At 63.9% G+C, this 15,078-nt stretch carries 17 protein-coding genes; 3 read left to right on the top strand and 14 right to left on the bottom strand.

Annotation, left to right across the window (positions count from 1 at the left end; translation table 11 throughout):
* From KVT37_RS07995 to KVT37_RS07965, 7 genes are read right to left on the bottom strand one after another with little or no spacing between them, the layout of a single operon-like run.
* A complete protein-coding gene (locus tag KVT37_RS07995) occupies positions 1 to 855 on the bottom strand; it encodes a carbohydrate ABC transporter permease (RefSeq protein ID WP_217571403.1) in 855 nt (284 codons plus the stop codon).
* Positions 855 to 1,784 (bottom strand): carbohydrate ABC transporter permease, encoded by a 930-nt coding sequence (locus tag KVT37_RS07990; RefSeq protein WP_217571401.1) that lies wholly within the window; start codon positions 1,782 to 1,784, stop codon positions 855 to 857. The genes KVT37_RS07995 and KVT37_RS07990 overlap by 1 nt, the downstream gene beginning before the upstream one ends.
* The gene (locus tag KVT37_RS07985; protein WP_217571399.1) at positions 1,784 to 3,091 is read right to left on the bottom strand and encodes an ABC transporter substrate-binding protein; all 1,308 of its coding nucleotides are present in this window, start codon (positions 3,089 to 3,091) and stop codon (positions 1,784 to 1,786) included. Before KVT37_RS07985 ends, KVT37_RS07990 begins: the two co-directional genes overlap by 1 nt.
* 26 nt (positions 3,092 to 3,117) lie before the next feature.
* Positions 3,118 to 3,882, bottom strand: coding sequence for an SDR family oxidoreductase (locus KVT37_RS07980; RefSeq protein WP_217571866.1), 765 nt, complete (start codon positions 3,880 to 3,882; stop codon positions 3,118 to 3,120).
* On the bottom strand, positions 3,879 to 4,829 hold the full coding sequence (gene araH, locus KVT37_RS07975) for an L-arabinose ABC transporter permease AraH (protein ID WP_217571398.1): 951 nt from the start codon (positions 4,827 to 4,829) through the stop codon (positions 3,879 to 3,881). The genes KVT37_RS07980 and araH overlap by 4 nt, the downstream gene beginning before the upstream one ends.
* Before the next feature lie 9 nt (positions 4,830 to 4,838).
* Positions 4,839 to 6,374, bottom strand: coding sequence for an L-arabinose ABC transporter ATP-binding protein AraG (araG, locus tag KVT37_RS07970; RefSeq protein WP_217571397.1), 1,536 nt, complete (start codon positions 6,372 to 6,374; stop codon positions 4,839 to 4,841).
* 47 nt (positions 6,375 to 6,421) lie between these two features.
* On the bottom strand, positions 6,422 to 7,414 hold the full coding sequence (locus tag KVT37_RS07965; RefSeq protein ID WP_217571396.1) for an arabinose ABC transporter substrate-binding protein: 993 nt from the start codon (positions 7,412 to 7,414) through the stop codon (positions 6,422 to 6,424).
* Positions 7,415 to 7,684: 270 nt separating this feature from the next.
* Here KVT37_RS07965 and KVT37_RS07960 point away from each other — a divergent pair, with 270 nt between their 5' ends.
* Positions 7,685 to 8,374, top strand: coding sequence for a FadR/GntR family transcriptional regulator (locus KVT37_RS07960; RefSeq protein ID WP_217571864.1), 690 nt, complete (start codon positions 7,685 to 7,687; stop codon positions 8,372 to 8,374).
* Positions 8,375 to 8,388: 14 nt separating this feature from the next.
* Positions 8,389 to 9,537, top strand: coding sequence for a galactonate dehydratase (dgoD, locus tag KVT37_RS07955; protein WP_217571395.1), 1,149 nt, complete (start codon positions 8,389 to 8,391; stop codon positions 9,535 to 9,537).
* A 46-nt stretch (positions 9,538 to 9,583) separates the two neighbouring features.
* Here the strand turns inward: dgoD and KVT37_RS07950 are convergent, their stop codons facing one another.
* Both KVT37_RS07950 and KVT37_RS07945 read right to left on the bottom strand, forming a co-directional pair.
* Positions 9,584 to 10,243 (bottom strand): DUF2161 domain-containing phosphodiesterase, encoded by a 660-nt coding sequence (locus tag KVT37_RS07950; RefSeq protein WP_217571394.1) that lies wholly within the window; start codon positions 10,241 to 10,243, stop codon positions 9,584 to 9,586.
* 66 nt (positions 10,244 to 10,309) lie between these two features.
* The gene (locus KVT37_RS07945; protein WP_217571393.1) at positions 10,310 to 11,110 is read right to left on the bottom strand and encodes a SapC family protein; all 801 of its coding nucleotides are present in this window, start codon (positions 11,108 to 11,110) and stop codon (positions 10,310 to 10,312) included.
* A 257-nt stretch (positions 11,111 to 11,367) separates the two neighbouring features.
* Here KVT37_RS07945 and KVT37_RS07940 point away from each other — a divergent pair, with 257 nt between their 5' ends.
* A complete protein-coding gene (locus KVT37_RS07940; protein ID WP_217571391.1) occupies positions 11,368 to 11,643 on the top strand; it encodes a hypothetical protein in 276 nt (91 codons plus the stop codon).
* Here the strand turns inward: KVT37_RS07940 and KVT37_RS07935 are convergent.
* Genes KVT37_RS07935 through KVT37_RS07915 form a run of 5 tightly spaced genes read right to left on the bottom strand, consistent with a single transcriptional unit; the run spans position 11,622 to position 15,011 of the window.
* The gene (locus KVT37_RS07935; RefSeq protein ID WP_217571389.1) at positions 11,622 to 12,170 is read right to left on the bottom strand and encodes a GNAT family N-acetyltransferase; all 549 of its coding nucleotides are present in this window, start codon (positions 12,168 to 12,170) and stop codon (positions 11,622 to 11,624) included. The two genes, KVT37_RS07940 and KVT37_RS07935, sit on opposite strands and share 22 nt — an antisense overlap.
* Before the next feature lie 17 nt (positions 12,171 to 12,187).
* Positions 12,188 to 13,426: a hypothetical protein gene (locus KVT37_RS07930; RefSeq protein WP_217571387.1), complete on the bottom strand. Its 1,239-nt coding sequence runs from the start codon at positions 13,424 to 13,426 to the stop codon at positions 12,188 to 12,190.
* Positions 13,427 to 13,454: 28 nt separating this feature from the next.
* Positions 13,455 to 13,985: a phage tail protein gene (locus KVT37_RS07925; RefSeq protein ID WP_217571385.1), complete on the bottom strand. Its 531-nt coding sequence runs from the start codon at positions 13,983 to 13,985 to the stop codon at positions 13,455 to 13,457.
* A gap of 10 nt (positions 13,986 to 13,995) precedes the next feature.
* Entirely contained in the window at positions 13,996 to 14,472 is a 477-nt protein-coding gene (locus KVT37_RS07920) for a tail fiber protein (protein WP_306796750.1), read from the bottom strand.
* A gap of 41 nt (positions 14,473 to 14,513) precedes the next feature.
* A complete protein-coding gene (locus tag KVT37_RS07915; protein WP_217571381.1) occupies positions 14,514 to 15,011 on the bottom strand; it encodes a phage tail protein in 498 nt (165 codons plus the stop codon).
* Positions 15,012 to 15,078: the final 67 nt, after the last annotated feature.

Below are 15,078 nucleotides of genomic sequence, written 5' to 3'. Positions count from 1 at the left end.
TCATCCCTTGATGCCGGTTGCGGCGATGCCGCGCACGAAGTGGCGTTGCAGGGCGAGGAAGAAGATCGCCGTCGGCAGCGTGGCCACGACCGCCGATGCCATCAGCACGCTCTGCTTCATCGACATGCCGGCGCCGCCGACCAGCGTCGCCAGTCCGACTGGAAGCGTGCGCGTCTCGTCGGAATTGGTGGCGATCAGCGGCCAGAAGAAATTGTTCCAGCTGGCGACGAAGGTGAAGATCGCCACCGTGGCAAGGCCCGGCTTGGTGAGTGGCAAGAGGATGCGCCAGAAGAAGCCGAAGCGACTGCAGCCGTCCATCACTGCGGCGTCCTCCAATTCCCTCGGCACGGCCTGGAAGAACTGGGTGAGCAGGAAGACGCCGAAAGCGTTCGCCGAGGCCGGCACGGTGAGGCTGAAAATGCTGTCGACCAGGCCGTAGCTGTTCAGGCCGAGGAACAGCGGCACGAAAAGCAGCTCGTACGGCAGCAGGAAGGTCGCGAAAATCACGCCCATGATGACGCGGCGGCCGGGGAATTGCATGCGCGCAAGCGGATAGGCGGCCAGCGCATCGACGGCCAAGGTCAGCACGGTGGTGAGAATGCCGACGACGGCCGAGTTGCGGAACCAGGTCAGCATCGGAAAGCGCTGGAACAGCGCACCATAGGCCTCGAGCGTCGGCTGATCCGGGATCCAGGCCGGCGGATAGGCGTAGATCTCGCTTTCCGGCTTTATCGAGGTGACCAGCATCCACAGGATCGGCGCGCCCCACAGCGCCGTGACCACCACCATCAGCACATAGGCGAGCGCGCGGCCGCCGAGCGATTTACCGGCACGGTTGGGGCGCTGGTCCTGCATCAGATCGCCTTCATCAGCTTCATCTGCGCCAGCGAGAACACCAGCGTGATCAGGAGCAGCACGACGCCGGCGGCGGCCGCGGGACCCATCTCGAAATTCTGGAAAGCGGCGAGGTAGATGTACTGCACGATGACGAAGGTGCTGGCCTCCGGGCCGCCCTGCGTCATCACATAGGCCTGACCGAAGACGCGCCAGCCATTGATGATGGTGAGCGCGGTGACCAGCGCCATGGCCGGCCTCAGCAGCGGCAGCGTGATGTAGACGAAGCGCTGCCACGGGCCGGCGCCGTCGAGCGTCGCGGCATCGTGCAATTCTTCCGGAATGTCCTGCAGAGCCGCGAGGAAGATGATCATGTTGGTGTTGACGGTCCACCAGATGGTGGTGATGGCCAGCGCCGGCATCGACCAGTGCGGGTCCTTGAGCCAGGCGACCGGCTCGATGCCGATCGTAGTCAGGTAGTAGTTGACGAGGCCGGTGCCCTTGTCGAAGAGCCAGCCCCACAGGATGCCGACCGTTGAGACCATGACCACGTAAGGAAGGAACACCACTGTCCTCACAAAGGCTGTTCCCTTGAGCTTCTGGTCGAGCAGCATGGCCAAAGCCAGACCGAGCACGACCATCGGGATCGCCGTCAGGAAGACGAAATAGAAGGTGTTTTTGATCGCGGTCAGGAACAGCGGATCGGCGAAGATCTGCCGGTAATTGTCGAGGCCGATGAATTCGGGCGTGCCGAGGATATCCCAGCGCATGAAGCTGATGCCGATGGCGGCGAGCGTCGGCAACAGCATGAAGGCGATGAACAGCGCCAGATAGGGCGACAGGAAGAGATAAGCGGCAAGCGTCATGCCGCTGCGCACCGCTCCGCCTTCCTGCGCCGATGCCCGGCGGGCCCTGGAGCGGCCCGCCGGCTGTGTTGCAAGCGATGTCATCAGCCCTTCTTCAGCTGCGCGTCGAGACCTTCCTTCATCGCCTTCAAGGCATCCGGTACCGGCTTGGAACCGCTGAGCGCTGCCTGGAGGTTGGTGACCAGCGGCGTCGGCTTGTCGAAGGAGAAGACCGACAGATATTTCGGGATCAGCGGCTCGTAGACGATGTTGGGCAGATCGTCGACGAAGGACTTGAAGTATTTGTACTGCTCGGTGCCGGTGAAGGCAGCACTCTCGCGCACTGCCTTGCTCTGCGGGATGATGCCGACGGTGGTGGCGGGCGCGGCGAAATTGTCGAAGAACCATTTCATGAACGTGCCGTCGGCGGCGAGCTTGTCGTCGCTCTTCTGCTTCGACACCGCCATGCAATGCGAGTTCGCCCAGACGGCTGCCTTCTGGCCGAACACCGGCAGCTGCGCGGTCATGAAATTCATCTTCTGCGCCATGCGCAGATTGACCTCCCACGGGCCGATGAACTTCATGGCGACCTGCTTCGAGGCGAAGGCGTCCTCGCCCTTGTTGCCGCCGACTTCCGGGTTGGTGACGCCATGCACATTGATCAGATCGACGAGGTACTGCAGCGCCTTTTGCGAGGCTTCGCTGTCGACTGCCGCCAGGCCCTTGTCGTCAAGGAAGGTGCCGCCATTCTGGTACATCAGGCTGAACCAGATCCAGCGCGCCGTCGCCCAGGTGTTCGGCAGTTCGAAGCCGTAGCGGGTGACCTTGCCGCTGCCGTCCTTGACAGTGAGCTTCTTTGCCCATTCGAGGAATTCCTCGCCGGTCTTCGGCGGCTTCGAGGGATCGAGGCCTGCCTCCTGCACCATATCGACATTGTAGTAGAAGCCCAGCGGGTGCACGTCGAGCGGCGCGGCATAGACCTTGCCGTCGAAGGTCACGCCGGTGCGGCCGGCATCGGGAACCTGCGACAGGTCAAGGCCGGACGAGGCGACGACATCATCGATCGGGCGGATGACCTTGCGCGTGGCGAATTCCGGCAGTTCGGTGATGTGGAAGAGCACCAGGTCCGGCGCGCGCCCGCCGGCCGAGGAGACCACCCATTTGGAGAACAAGGTATCCCAGTCATAGCCGGTCGGCTCGACCGCGACGCCCTTGCCGCCTTTGTTGAAGGTATCGATGACGCCGTTGAGCGCCGTGGTGTTGTCGGCGCCGGTCCAGCCATGCCAGAGCGTGACCTTCTCGTCCGCGGCGAAGGCGCCGCGCGGCAGCGCGCCGGCCAGCGCGGCACTTGCGCCAAGCGCAAGCGCCTGCCGGCGTGTCAGCAGGGATTTCGCGAAGACATCATTTGCCATTTTATCCTCCCGGTTCATGGCTTGTTTCAGGGGTGGTGAAGCACGCTCAAGCCGCCATCCGCGACGAGGCAGGCGGCGTTGATGAAGGGGCACTCGTCGGAGACGAGAAAGACCGCGGCCATGGCGATCTCCTGCGGCGTCGCGATCCGCCCGCCCGGATGCAGCGCCAGCGTCTTGGCGCGCGCAGCCTCGGGATCCTCGAAACTGTTCCAGTAGTCGATGACCTTCTGCGTCGCGACATAGCCGGGCGCGAGCGCGTTCACGCGCACATTGTTGCCGGCATATTCGATCGCCAACGACCTGGTCAGGCCGAGCAGCGCGTGCTTGGCGACGGGATAAGGAAAAGTGTGCGGGATGATGGTGAAGGCGTGCGTCGAGGCGATGTTGAGAATGACGCCGCCGCCCTGCCCGATCATGCCGGGCAGCGCCGCCCTGGCGCAGTGCCAGGCGCCCTTCACATTGACATCGAGATTGCGCGTCCAATCATCCTCGCTGGCTTCGAGCGGTGTCGAAAAGACGTTCATGCCGGCATTGTTGATGACGGTGTTGATCGGCCCGATGGCCTTCGCCGCCGCTGCCATCGCGGCTTCGATCGCCTTGGCATCGGCGATGTCGGCCGCCGCATGCGTAACCTTGCCCAAACGGCCAGCGCTTTCGGCGAGAAGGCCAGCGTCGCGGTCGACCAGGAACAGCTCGGCCTTCTCGCGCAGGCAGGCCTCGGCGATGGCATAGCCGATGCCTTGCGCCGCGCCGGTGAGGAAGATGCGTTTTCCCTTGAGCCTTGCCATCAGCGCCGCCCCAATGCCGAGGAACGAAGATTGTCGAGCAGCACGGCCAGAAGCAGGATCACGCCGCGCACGATGTACTGGTAGAAGGCGGGGATGTTGAGCAGGTTCATGGCGTTCTCGGCGATGCCCATGATCAGCACGCCGACGATGACGCCCGACATCGTCGCGCGGCCGCCGGCGAGCGAGACGCCGCCCAGCACGCAAGCCGAGATCACCGAAAGCTCAAGCCCGACCGCGGCATTGGGCTGGCCGGAGGTGATGCGCGAGGCGAGCAGGATGCCGGCGATGCCGCAGACCACGCCCTGCAGCGTGAAGATCCAGATGCGTGTCCTGTCGACATTGACGCCGGCAAGACGCGAGGCCTCCGGATTGCCGCCGATGGCCAGCGTGTTCTTGCCGAAGACGGTGCTGTTCAGCACGAAGCCGAAAATGGCGAAGAGCACCGCCAGCACCCAGATCGGCGTCGGGATGCCGAGCAGCTTCGACAGAGCCAGCTGGTAGAAATCCGGGCTATTGATGCCGACGGCGCGGCCGTCCGACGAGATCAGCGCGAAGCCGCGCACGATCTGCATGGTGGCCAGAGTGGTGATCAGGGCATTGATGCGGAATTTGGCGATGACCACGCCGTTGACCCAGCCGACGACCGCGCCGCAGGCGATGGCCGCGATGAGGCCAAGCAGGATCGAGCCGGTGGTGTTCGAGGCCATCACCGCGACCATGCCGGCAAAGGCGACGATGGAGCCGACCGACAGGTCGAAGTCGCGCGCCGCGAGGCAGAACATCATGGTGCAGGCGACGATGCCCACGGTGACCACGGACTGCAGGAGACCCAGCATGTTGCGGTCGGTGAGGAAGTTCGGCACCAGCAGCGACACCAGCGCGAAGGCGACGACGAAGATGACGACGAGGCCTTGTTCGCCGAGCAGGATTTTTTTCAAGCGATCGGTCATTACAAATCCTCAGGATGCGATCGCGTCGGGGGTTTTCTTGTCCGGCAAAGCAGCGGCCAGGATCGCCTTTTCGGCGAACTGGTCGCGCGCGAGCTCGGCGCTGATCCTGCCGCCGCACATCACCAGGATACGGTCGCAGATGCCCATCACTTCCGGCAACTCGGAGGAGACGACGACGATCGCCATGCCGTCCTCGGCAAGCTGGTAGAGCAGCTCGTAGATCTCCGACTTGGCGCCGACATCGATGCCGCGCGTCGGCTCGTCGACGATGAGCACGCGCACGCCCTGTTCGGACAGCCAGCGGCCAAGAATGACCTTCTGCTGGTTGCCGCCGGAGAGGTTGATGATGTCCTGTCTGCGCGACGGTGTGCGCACCTTGAGCTTCTTGATGAAGGTTTCCGCGGTCGCGATCTCGCTGGCGCGGTTCAGCACGCCGAAGCGCGTGTGATGGCGCCTGGACGAGATGTTGATGTTCTCCTCGATCGAACGGCCCTGGATGATGCCGTCATGCTTGCGGTCCTCCGAGCAGAGCACGATGCCGGCCCGGATCGCGTCATGCGGGCTGGCGGCGGCAACGATCTCGCCATCGACGACGATCGTGCCGCCGGAGCAGGGATCCGCGCCGAAGACCAGCCGCATCAGCTCCGAGCGACCGGCGCCGATGAGGCCGAAGAGGCCGACTATCTCGCCGGCGCGGGCTTCGAAGCTTGCCGGTATGCGCAGCCTGGCGCCGCTCAGATTGTCCACCTTGAGGCGGACCTCTCCGGTCTTGCGCGGGCGAAAACCCCAGATGTCGGAAATCTCGCGGCCGACCATTTCGGCAACGACCTGATCGCGGGTCACATCTTCGAGCGATGCGTGATGCGCGGCGAGCTTGCCGTCGCGCAGCACCGTCAGGCTGTCGCAGAGACGGAACACCTCGTCGAGGCGGTGCGAGACATAGAGGATGACCTTGCCCTCGCCGCGCAGCCTGTCGATCAGCGCGAACAGGATCTCGCTTTCGCGCGACGACAGCGATGAGGTCGGTTCGTCGAGCGCAATGACGCGAGCGTCGAGCATCACGGCCTTTGCGATCTCGACCATCTGGCGCTCGCCGATCGACAGCGTCTTCACCTTGCGGCGCATGTCGATGTCGATGCCGGCCGATTTGAGCTTGGCGCCGACATCGTCGAGCATGCGGCGCCGCGCGATGACGCCTACGCTCGCCGGAAAGCGGCCAAGGCTGAGATTCTCGGCGACGGTCAGCTCGGGCACCAGCTGCAATTCCTGGTGGATGACGATGACGCCATTGTCGAAGGCGTTCCTGGTCGAGCCATAGGCTTGAACCCTGCCGTCGATGCTGATTGCGCCGGCGTCGGCATGCTGGTCGCCGGAGAGGATCTTGATCAGCGTCGATTTGCCAGCGCCGTTCTCGCCCATCAGCCCGTGCACGGCGCCCCTTTCGACGCCGAACGACACATCCGACAAGGCTCTGACGCCCGGATAGGTCTTGGTGATGTTGGAGAATTCGAGAAAGGACACGGGGCCTCGATCCTTCTTGAGCATGCCAAACGAGCGGCGGTCCGCGCCGCCGCCCGTTTGTACAGGGAGGACTATTCGATGCCGAGGTCCTTGCGCACCTTCTGGTAGTCGTCGCGCTTGGCCAGCGCGCCGGCGGTCAGCGTCAGCTTAGCCGGCTCCTTGTTGTTGGCGATCCAGTCATACATGTTGAGCGCCGTCTCGTAGCCGTGGCGCTTGGGCGAGATGATGACCGTGCCGACGAAGCCTGTGGCCGCCGGCTTCTTGAACTCGTTGATCGCCGATTCCGCGCCGCCGATGCCGACGCCGATCATGCCGTCGGCCGGAATGCCGACGCTTTCGGAAGCGCGCACGGCGCCCAGCACCGCCTCGTCATTGAGGCCGAAGGCGATCCACTTCTTGACGTCGGCATGGGCATTGAGCACCACGGTCGCGGCGTTCAGAGCTGCTTCGGTATCGGTCTTGGCCTGCGGGGCGTCAAAAATGTTTTCGGCCTTGAAGCCGGCCGCCTTCAGCACCGAGATCGCACCTTCGACACGGTCGACGGCGGTCGGCAGTTGGTCGTAGGAGACGCGGATGGCGCCGACCTCGTCCAGCTTCCAGCCGCGCGCTTTCATCTCGTCGAGGATGGCCTGGCCGACCGCTTCGCCGATCTTGGTGGCGGAGATGCCCATATGCGGCACGTCTTCCAGCGGCTTGCCGTCGGCGCCGACAAGGCGGTCGTCCACCGTCATCAGCTTGAGATTGTTGGCGGCGGCCTTGGCGACAATGCCCGGTCCAAGCTTCACGTCCGGCGTGCAGACGACAAAGCCCTGCGCTCCTTGAGCGCCGAGATTGTCGATCGCCGACATCAGCTTCTCGCCGTCCTCGGCGCCGATCTTGACGAGCGTGAAACCCTTTTCCTTGGCAGCCTGGTCGGCAAACTTCCATTCGTCCTGGAACCACGGCTCTTCCGGCTGTTTGACGATGAAGCCGATCTTGGTGTCCTGCGCATAGGCGGACGCGATGGTCGTGACAGACAAGACGGCGAGAGCACCCGCGACGAGCGCGGTTTTCAAAAGTCGCATGATTACCTCCCAGTGAACGGCCGAGTGCGGGCTCGGGTCCACAAGGTGTAATCAGTTTTATCATACCCGTCAATTGATCTGGTATGATAAATGATATACATGGTATGATCACTAGTCGCTGGCGCAAATCACTCGCATCCGCTAAGGCCGGACCAAGTGCGCGCAAACCGAAGGGTTCGCTGCCTTGGAGGAGGGGCTGAGGTGAACGAAACACCGAAGAAGGCTGACGAGGACAAGGAAGCGCGCGAGACCACGCGCCGCCCGCGTGTCATGCCGGATGTGACCAAGGCGATCGCCTCCGATATTTTTTCCGGACGCTATCCGGCGGGATCGTCGTTGCCGACCGAGAACGATCTCGGCATCGAATATGGCGTCAGCCGCACCGTCATCCGCGAAGCGCTGAAAGTGCTAGCGGCCAAGGGCCTGGTGCTGTCCCGGCCACGCGTCGGCACGGTGGTGTGCGACCAGGACAACTGGAACATCATCGACCCGCAGGTGCTTGCCTGGCACGCGCCGCACGCGCTGGACGACAAGCTGTTCGACGCGATCCTCGAAACCCGCCGCGCCATCGAGCCGCTGGTGGCGGAACTCGCGGCAACGCGGGCGACTTTGCAGGAGATCGCCGATCTCGAAGTGGCCTGGCAAGGCATGGCCGGCGCCGGCGAGGATCTGGCGCAGTTTTCGCGCTCCGACATCGTCTTCCACCAGATCGTTTACGGCGCGAGCCACAACCCGATCTTCCGTCAGATCGGCAAGCTGATCGATACGGCGCTGCTGTTTTCGCTGGAAGCCACAGCGACGATCTCGCCGGTCAGGCGCAAGGAAGCGGCGGCGGCGCATGGCGAGGTGGTCGAGGCGCTGCGCATGCGCGACGCCGTTGCCGCGCGCAACGCGACGAACAAGATACTCGACCTTGCCGCGCGCGACCTGACCAGCGCCAAGAAACTGAAAAACAACTGAGACCGGCCGCCAGCATGAAAATCACCGCTTTGACCACCTACATCGTTCCGCCGCGCTGGCTCTTCCTCAAGATCGAGACCGATGCCGGCGTCAGCGGCTGGGGCGAGCCGGTGGTCGAGGGCAAGGCGCTGACGGTCGAAGCGGCGGTCAAGGAACTGGCCGACTATCTGATCGGCAAGGATCCGCGCCTGATCGAGGATCACTGGACGGTCATGCATCGCGGCGGCTTCTATCGCGGCGGGCCGATCCTGATGAGCGCGATTGCCGGCATCGACCAGGCGCTGTGGGACATCAAGGGCAAGGCGCTCGGCGTGCCGGTGCATGAGCTGCTCGGCGGCAGGCTGCGCGAGACGATCAAGGTCTATTCCTGGATCGGCGGCGACCGGCCTGCGGAAGTGGCGGCGGGCGCCAAGGATGTCGTGGCGCGCGGCTTCCTGGCGCTGAAGATGAACGGCACCGAGGAATTGCAGATCGTCGACAGCCACGACAGGATCGACGCCGCGGTCGAGCGGGTCGCCATGGTGCGCGAGGCGGTCGGCCCCAATATCGGCATCGCGGTGGATTTCCATGGCCGCGTCCACCGGCCGATGGCGCGCATCCTGGTCAAGGAACTGGAGCCCTACCGGCTGATGTTCATCGAGGAGCCGGTGCTGAGCGAAAACCGCGAGGCGCTGAAGGAGATCGCGGCGCTCGGCTCGACGCCGATCGCGCTGGGCGAACGGCTCTACAGCCGCTGGGACTTCAAGTCGGTGTTCGAGCAAGCGGTCGTCGACATCATCCAGCCGGACCTGTCGCATGCCGGCGGCATCACCGAATGCCGCAAGATCGCGGCGATGGCGGAGGCCTATGACGTGGCGGTGGCGCCGCACTGCCCGCTCGGGCCCATCGCGCTTGCCGCCTGCCTGCAGCTCGACGCCGTCAGCTACAACTGCTTCATCCAGGAGCAGAGCCTCGGCATCCACTACAATGCCGGCAACGACCTGCTCGACTACGCCGCCAACAAGGACGTCTTCCGCTACGAGGATGGCTATGTCGCCATTCCCGACGGGCCGGGCCTGGGCGTCGAGATCGACGAGGATTATGTCAAGGAGCGCGCCAAGGAAGGGCATCGCTGGCGCAACCCGGTCTGGCGCCACAAGGACGGCTCGTTTGCCGAGTGGTAGACCAGCGCCGGGTGATGAGCCGGCAAATATTCCGTGGCGCGGAAGCTTATAACGCCACCGGCAAAGGTCCAATCGCCGCAAGACCGGCTTCGGTCAGCGCGTAGATGCCGCGCTCGGCGCGGGCGAACCAGCCATAGTAATTATGCTGCAGGATGCTCGCGGCGCGTGGCGAAAGCGCTTTGAGGTCGCGCGGCCGTTTCGGGCCCTCGGCCATGGCGGCAGCGCAGGCCAGCGCCTCCTGCCGGTAGGCGGTCATGATCGGCTTCCTGCGCGTGCTGCCGCCGATCGACGGATCGCCCTTGCGGCGGTGGTGCTCCTCGACCAGGCGCGAGCGTCGCCTGGGATCCCGGCGCGGCGGCAAGGCGGCGGGACTGAGCAGCAACTCCACCTCTCCCTTCCTGCCGACGCCCAACAGACCGAAGCCGAGGCGGCGGCAGAGCGCGCGGAAGCGGCGGTCATGCTCGCGGCCCTTGCCGCGCGCCGACATATAGGCGGCCAGCCAGACTTCATCACAGGCCGCCGCACGGTCGACGGCCTGGAGGACGAGCTCGAGATTGAATTGCAGCTTCAGCTCGCAGATGACGACAACCGGTGGTTCGCCGGCGCGAACGCCGACCACGTCGCAGCCACCGATCTCGCCCTTGACGGCGAAATCCATGCTCTCGAGGAACCGCTTCACCGGCTCGTAGAGGGACGTTTCCTGCATAGGGAAGCCATAACCGATTCGGAGTCGGCCGGCCCATCCCAACAATCCAGGTGGGAGCCTCTGAAGCTATGTCCGCTTGCGCAGCGCCGCCTGATAGACCAGCGACGACCAGCTGTTGCTGGAAGCCAGCTGGCAGTAGATCATCGCCAGCGCGCCGGATTTCCTGAGGTCGAGGAAGGCTTCGTTGCTCAGTTTGTTCAGCGCCTGCTCGTCGATCACCTGGAAATCGGTAAGGTTGAGCACCTCGCCGCCTTCCAGCGTCACCTTGCTCTGGCGCGGCGCGAACAGGCCGTGCGCGTCGACTTTCTCGACGATGGCGCGGGTGGCGTTGAAATCGTTCTGGAACTGGCTGCAGAAGGCGAGTGCCTGCTTGGTCGCCTCTGTCGGCTCGGTGCCGTTGAAGAACAAAGCGAGCTTGCCGCCATCGTCGCGGAACGGTGCTGCGAGCTGGTCGACGACACGCTCGCTGGCGCGGTCGACGCAGAGCGTCAGCCGGCCCGAAGTGGCCGACTCATCGGCAAGGATGAACGGATAACGCCGCACATAGGCGGGGATGTAATGCGGCTCGGTCCAGCGGCCGTCGGCATCGACGAACAGGTTCTCGTTCTGGCGCACGCCGGTGATGATCACCGGCGCCTTGGCCGAGCCGATGAAGACGATCGGATAGGAGCGCATCGCGCCTGGCATTTCCGACGCCGCTATGGGAATCGCATGTGCCGTGCGCGCAAAGCCGAAATCGGCGCGGGCGGTCAGCCCGAGCGAGCCATGACGTATCGGGTTGAGCGCCTCGGGCTTCAAGTAGAACAATGGCAGCGCATTGCTGGCGGCGCTTGCTGCCGGCGCCATGTCGGTCCTGGCTTCAGCCATGTGTTGCATCCTCCCGCGGTGCCTCAAAAGCCATAAATAGCATGACTTATAACGGGTTTAGGCCAGCGCGGGGGCTGGCGCAACGGCCGGACGGCCGGCACCCGATAGAATCTTCGAACCGCTGCGACTCCCGCCGTAAGAGCGGGTTCGAATAGAACCCCCCAGACACTTTTCCTGCTCCGGTCTGCACGCTATGGACAAGCCGGCGCGGGCCGACGACATTGGCGGCCGAGACAAGCGATCGAGGGCGGACGAGAATGGTTTCGGTTACGGATTTCGATCAGGCTGTCGGTCAGACCTTCATCGTCGAGACGAATGGCAAGATGGTCGCGCTGGAATTGAGCGCGGTGAAGCACATCGCCAACAGCCCGCGCGACGGCGGCGGCTTCTCGCTGCTGTTCAAGGGACCGCGCGAAATGCTCTTGCCGCAGGCCACCTATCGCTTTGTCGGCAGCGAGCTTGCGCATGACATCTTCATCGTGCCGGTGTCGCAGGATGCGACGAGCTATAGCTACGAGGCCGTCTTCAACTGAGGGCCTTGGCCGCTCGTATCCGATGACGCAGCAACCCGTGCCATCAGGTCGTAGACGCCCTTGTCCTCGGCGACCTCGAAGCCGAGCCGCAGATAGAGCCGTCGCGCCGGATTGTGCTTCTCGACATGGATCGACACGGCCTTGCCGACGGCAGCGGCTTCGTCGATCAGGTCGTTGAGGAGCGCAGTTCCGAACCCGTTGCCGCAATGCTCGGGCCGAAAGGCGATGTCGATGATGCGGTGCTGGCTCGGCCAGCGCTCGAGATAGAGGCGGCCGATGCGCTCGCCAGCACGCTCCACCACCAGCCAATCGGCCTCGGGATAGTGGCGCCGGTAATGCGCGCGCTGCGCCTGGAACTGCATGTCGAGGAACGCATGCTTCTGCGCCTCGCTCCAGGAGGTCACGGCGAGTTCCTCCATACGGGTCGAGGCATAGAGGGCGCCGAGGAACGGGACGTCGGCATCCGTCTCGGGCCGCGCTACCAGCCCGAGCGCGGCGGCTCGCCTATAAATTTTGCCGGCTTTCATTCTCTGGCCGACGCGCCTCAGGCCGGCGGCGTCAGGTCGCGCACCACGACAACCTGCTTTAAGTTATTGGCAGCCAGCATCGTCCAGCTCCACTCCCACTCGGAACTATCCATGGCCATCTGATTGATCGTCCATAGGGCATTCGTGCCGTCGTTCTGGATCATCATGCTGAACAAGGCGAGGCGGCCATCGGCATTGTAGTCCAGCGACAACCTTGTATTGGCCGCGGAGAAATTGAAATCACGCCAGCCCGACCAGTTCTGGGTGGCCGCGTCATATTGGGCGTTGAACGAGTGGACATGCTGCTGATCGGATGCCGCCAGCATGATATCGCCGTCACCCTGGATACCGGCGCAGAGCGTGTATTTGGGGACCCGGCTGTAGCCTGGCGTTGCCCAGGCCGTCCAGGTGTCGGAGCCCGCCGGCCGTTGCTTGGTGTGCAGGACCTGGCCCGGCTGCGTCATGACGAAGAGATTGGTGGCGCCTAGCGGACCGACGATGGGCGCCATCTCGGTGATCTTGTTGCCGTTGTCGATCTGCACCCATTGCGTCCAGTCGGAGGGCTTAAGCGCCTGCGCGATAGCCTGCTGGCAGCGGTAGAGGGCGAGGTTGGAATTGATGCCGAACAGCGCGATGCGGCCGTCTGCCTGGCGCAGCGCGGTGATCGCCACCAGCCCGCCGGGTATCTGCTGCCAGGCGCTCCAGGGCTGCGCCGGCGGCGCGAGCTCGTCGACGGTGACGACGATCGGCGTCGACGTGCCGGGCGGCGTGATGGTGACCTGCTTCTGCACGATGACGTCGGGGTTCTGGTAGATCCACCAGATGCGGCCCTGATTGTCGGTGAGGAAGACTTCGATGCGGCCGTCGACGTCGCGCGCCATCGACAATTTCTGATAGCTGGTTGCGCCGGGCGGCGCACCGATGCCGACAGGCGGGTTCCATTTCTCGACGGGGCCGACCTGATTGGCGTCCTCGGTGATGAAGGACAGGTTGGTGGTGCCCGCCGGCTGCGCGACCACGGCGACACGGCCGTCCCTGGTCAGGCCTGCGGTCATGATCACCCAAGCGCCGGGGGCAATGGGCGACCAGGCGTCGGGCCACTGCCCGTTGGGCGCGTCCTGAGCCTTCTGAATCAGGCGTCCGGCGGCGGAATCGATGCCGACGACCATCAGTCGCGACAGTTCGAAGAAGGATGCGCCCGGCACGTGTCCGGTCGGCGCGGCCTGGGAGGGTAAGTGAGCGTCTTGGTCAGCCATGGTGCGGCCCCGCTTCATTGGCACGAAATCAGGTTCTCGGTGGGAAGACGCCCTGCAGGGCGATGCAGAAATAACAGGTGAGATAAGGCTGCAAATTGTTGTGCGGCTGGTCACCGCCGGCGGGGGCGAGCATCTGACCGTTCATCTGCACAAGCGCCGGCAGCGGGCTGCCGCCGACGTATGCGAATGCATTGACGGAGCGCGCCATCCCGCGTGTTGGTAGCGGCGCACCCTGGTCGGCCGGCAGGTTCACCGCCATCATGGCGTGCGAATGCATGGGGATTTCCGACTCGAGCAAGGTCACCGTGTCCGAACCGCCGGTTTCGCCAAGATCATGCAGCGAGAGGCCCGGCCCCTGGCCCGGATGCATCGGCGCACTGCCCTGCAGGTCAGGCAAGGCGAAGTTGGACTTACCGTCGCCGCCATAGGTCGTGCCAAGCAGCGAGAACAGCGCCGTGTTTTGCGACAGCGGCAGCAGCTGGCCGTCGCACCATGCCCACCCCTTGGGCGCGAAGTTGAACGGGAAGATGCGAATTTCGGCGACGAACGGATCGGCCATGACGGTCCTCTCAGGTCTGCGACGGGAAGATGCCGAACAGCGAGATGATGAAATTGACGCAGAGATACGGCTGGAAATTCGTGTGCGGCTGGCTGCCGCCTGTGGAGCTCACCGCTTGCGCATTCATCGCGACACTCGGAGCCTGCTCCTTATACAGCAGAATCGCGCCGCTCATCTGGTCGAGCACATTGCCTTGTGGATTGGACACAGTGCCCGTATTGCCCGAGGCGAGCATAGGGTGACTGTGCGCCGGAATCTGATTGATGGTCAGCGTGATCTCCTCGGCGCCGCCGGTTTCGGCAAGGACGAAGCCATTGCCCTGATGCAGCGGCAGCCGACCGCGCAGGTCGGGCAGCGCGAAAGTGCTCTCGCCATCGCCGCCGTAAGTGGTGCCGATCAGATTGAACAAGGTTTCGTTCTCGGAGATCGGGATGAGCTGTCCTTCGCAGAACATCCAGCCGGCCGGGGCGAAATTGCCGGCAAACATGCGGACTTCGCCAACATAGGGTTGTGCCATGATCGCGTTCCTCAGGTCTGCGACGGGAAAATGCCCTGCAGGGCGATGCAGAAGTTCAGCGTCAGGAACGGCTGCATGTTGAGATGCGCCTGGCTGCCCCCCAAATTTGCAATGGTTCCGGCCGCAAGCGACGTGAGCTGCGCGGGCTGGGTATAGGCATTGTTGACAGCACCCAGGAACGCATCACCAGGAACACCAACGGCGCCATTCGTGTTGGTCGCATTGCCGGTATGCGTGTGTGTAGGGATTTCCCCGATCGACAGCGTATGCGCCTGCTCGCCGCCTCGCTCGCCGAGCGTATGGCCGCTGCCTACATGGACAGGGACGCGACCACGAAAATCGGGTAGCCCGAAGTTGACCCGGCCGTCGCCCCCGAAAGTCGTGCCGAGCAACGAGAACAGCGCCTGGTTCTGGTTGATGGGAAGCAATTGGCCATTGCACTGAGCCCAGCCCTTGGGCGGAAAGCCGAAGGACATGATCCTGATTTCCGAAAGAAACGGTTCAGACATCTTCGCCCCTCTATTTTAGCTATGACTGCATTACGTCACATTTCTAAATAAGAGTCGAGATGAATCT

The sequence above is a fragment of the Mesorhizobium sp. GbtcB19 genome (genome assembly GCF_019091085.1).
GTDB lineage: Bacteria > Pseudomonadota > Alphaproteobacteria > Rhizobiales > Rhizobiaceae > Mesorhizobium.
Note: the sequence above shows the minus strand (reverse complement) of the source record. Positions and strands in the feature narration are given on the sequence as shown.

What these genes read in the sequence shown, in the direction of transcription:
- KVT37_RS07950 (WP_217571394.1), bottom strand. Translation starts at nt 10,243, where the DNA reads ATGCAGGAAACGTCCCTCTACGAGCCGGTGAAGCGGTTCCTCGAGAGC.
- KVT37_RS07920 (WP_306796750.1), bottom strand. Translation starts at nt 14,472, where the DNA reads ATGTTTGCCGGCAATTTCGCCCCGGCCGGCTGGATGTTCTGCGAAGGA.
- dgoD (WP_217571395.1), top strand. Translation starts at nt 8,389, where the DNA reads ATGAAAATCACCGCTTTGACCACCTACATCGTTCCGCCGCGCTGGCTC.
- KVT37_RS07965 (WP_217571396.1), bottom strand. Translation starts at nt 7,414, where the DNA reads ATGCGACTTTTGAAAACCGCGCTCGTCGCGGGTGCTCTCGCCGTCTTG.
- KVT37_RS07935 (WP_217571389.1), bottom strand. Translation starts at nt 12,170, where the DNA reads ATGAAAGCCGGCAAAATTTATAGGCGAGCCGCCGCGCTCGGGCTGGTA.
- KVT37_RS07990 (WP_217571401.1), bottom strand. Translation starts at nt 1,784, where the DNA reads ATGACATCGCTTGCAACACAGCCGGCGGGCCGCTCCAGGGCCCGCCGG.
- araG (WP_217571397.1), bottom strand. Translation starts at nt 6,374, where the DNA reads ATGCTCAAGAAGGATCGAGGCCCCGTGTCCTTTCTCGAATTCTCCAAC.
- KVT37_RS07915 (WP_217571381.1), bottom strand. Translation starts at nt 15,011, where the DNA reads ATGTCTGAACCGTTTCTTTCGGAAATCAGGATCATGTCCTTCGGCTTT.
- KVT37_RS07925 (WP_217571385.1), bottom strand. Translation starts at nt 13,985, where the DNA reads ATGGCCGATCCGTTCGTCGCCGAAATTCGCATCTTCCCGTTCAACTTC.
- KVT37_RS07985 (WP_217571399.1), bottom strand. Translation starts at nt 3,091, where the DNA reads ATGGCAAATGATGTCTTCGCGAAATCCCTGCTGACACGCCGGCAGGCG.
- araH (WP_217571398.1), bottom strand. Translation starts at nt 4,829, where the DNA reads ATGACCGATCGCTTGAAAAAAATCCTGCTCGGCGAACAAGGCCTCGTC.
- KVT37_RS07940 (WP_217571391.1), top strand. Translation starts at nt 11,368, where the DNA reads ATGGTTTCGGTTACGGATTTCGATCAGGCTGTCGGTCAGACCTTCATC.
- KVT37_RS07995 (WP_217571403.1), bottom strand. Translation starts at nt 855, where the DNA reads ATGCAGGACCAGCGCCCCAACCGTGCCGGTAAATCGCTCGGCGGCCGC.
- KVT37_RS07945 (WP_217571393.1), bottom strand. Translation starts at nt 11,110, where the DNA reads ATGGCTGAAGCCAGGACCGACATGGCGCCGGCAGCAAGCGCCGCCAGC.
- KVT37_RS07930 (WP_217571387.1), bottom strand. Translation starts at nt 13,426, where the DNA reads ATGGCTGACCAAGACGCTCACTTACCCTCCCAGGCCGCGCCGACCGGA.
- KVT37_RS07960 (WP_217571864.1), top strand. Translation starts at nt 7,685, where the DNA reads ATGCCGGATGTGACCAAGGCGATCGCCTCCGATATTTTTTCCGGACGC.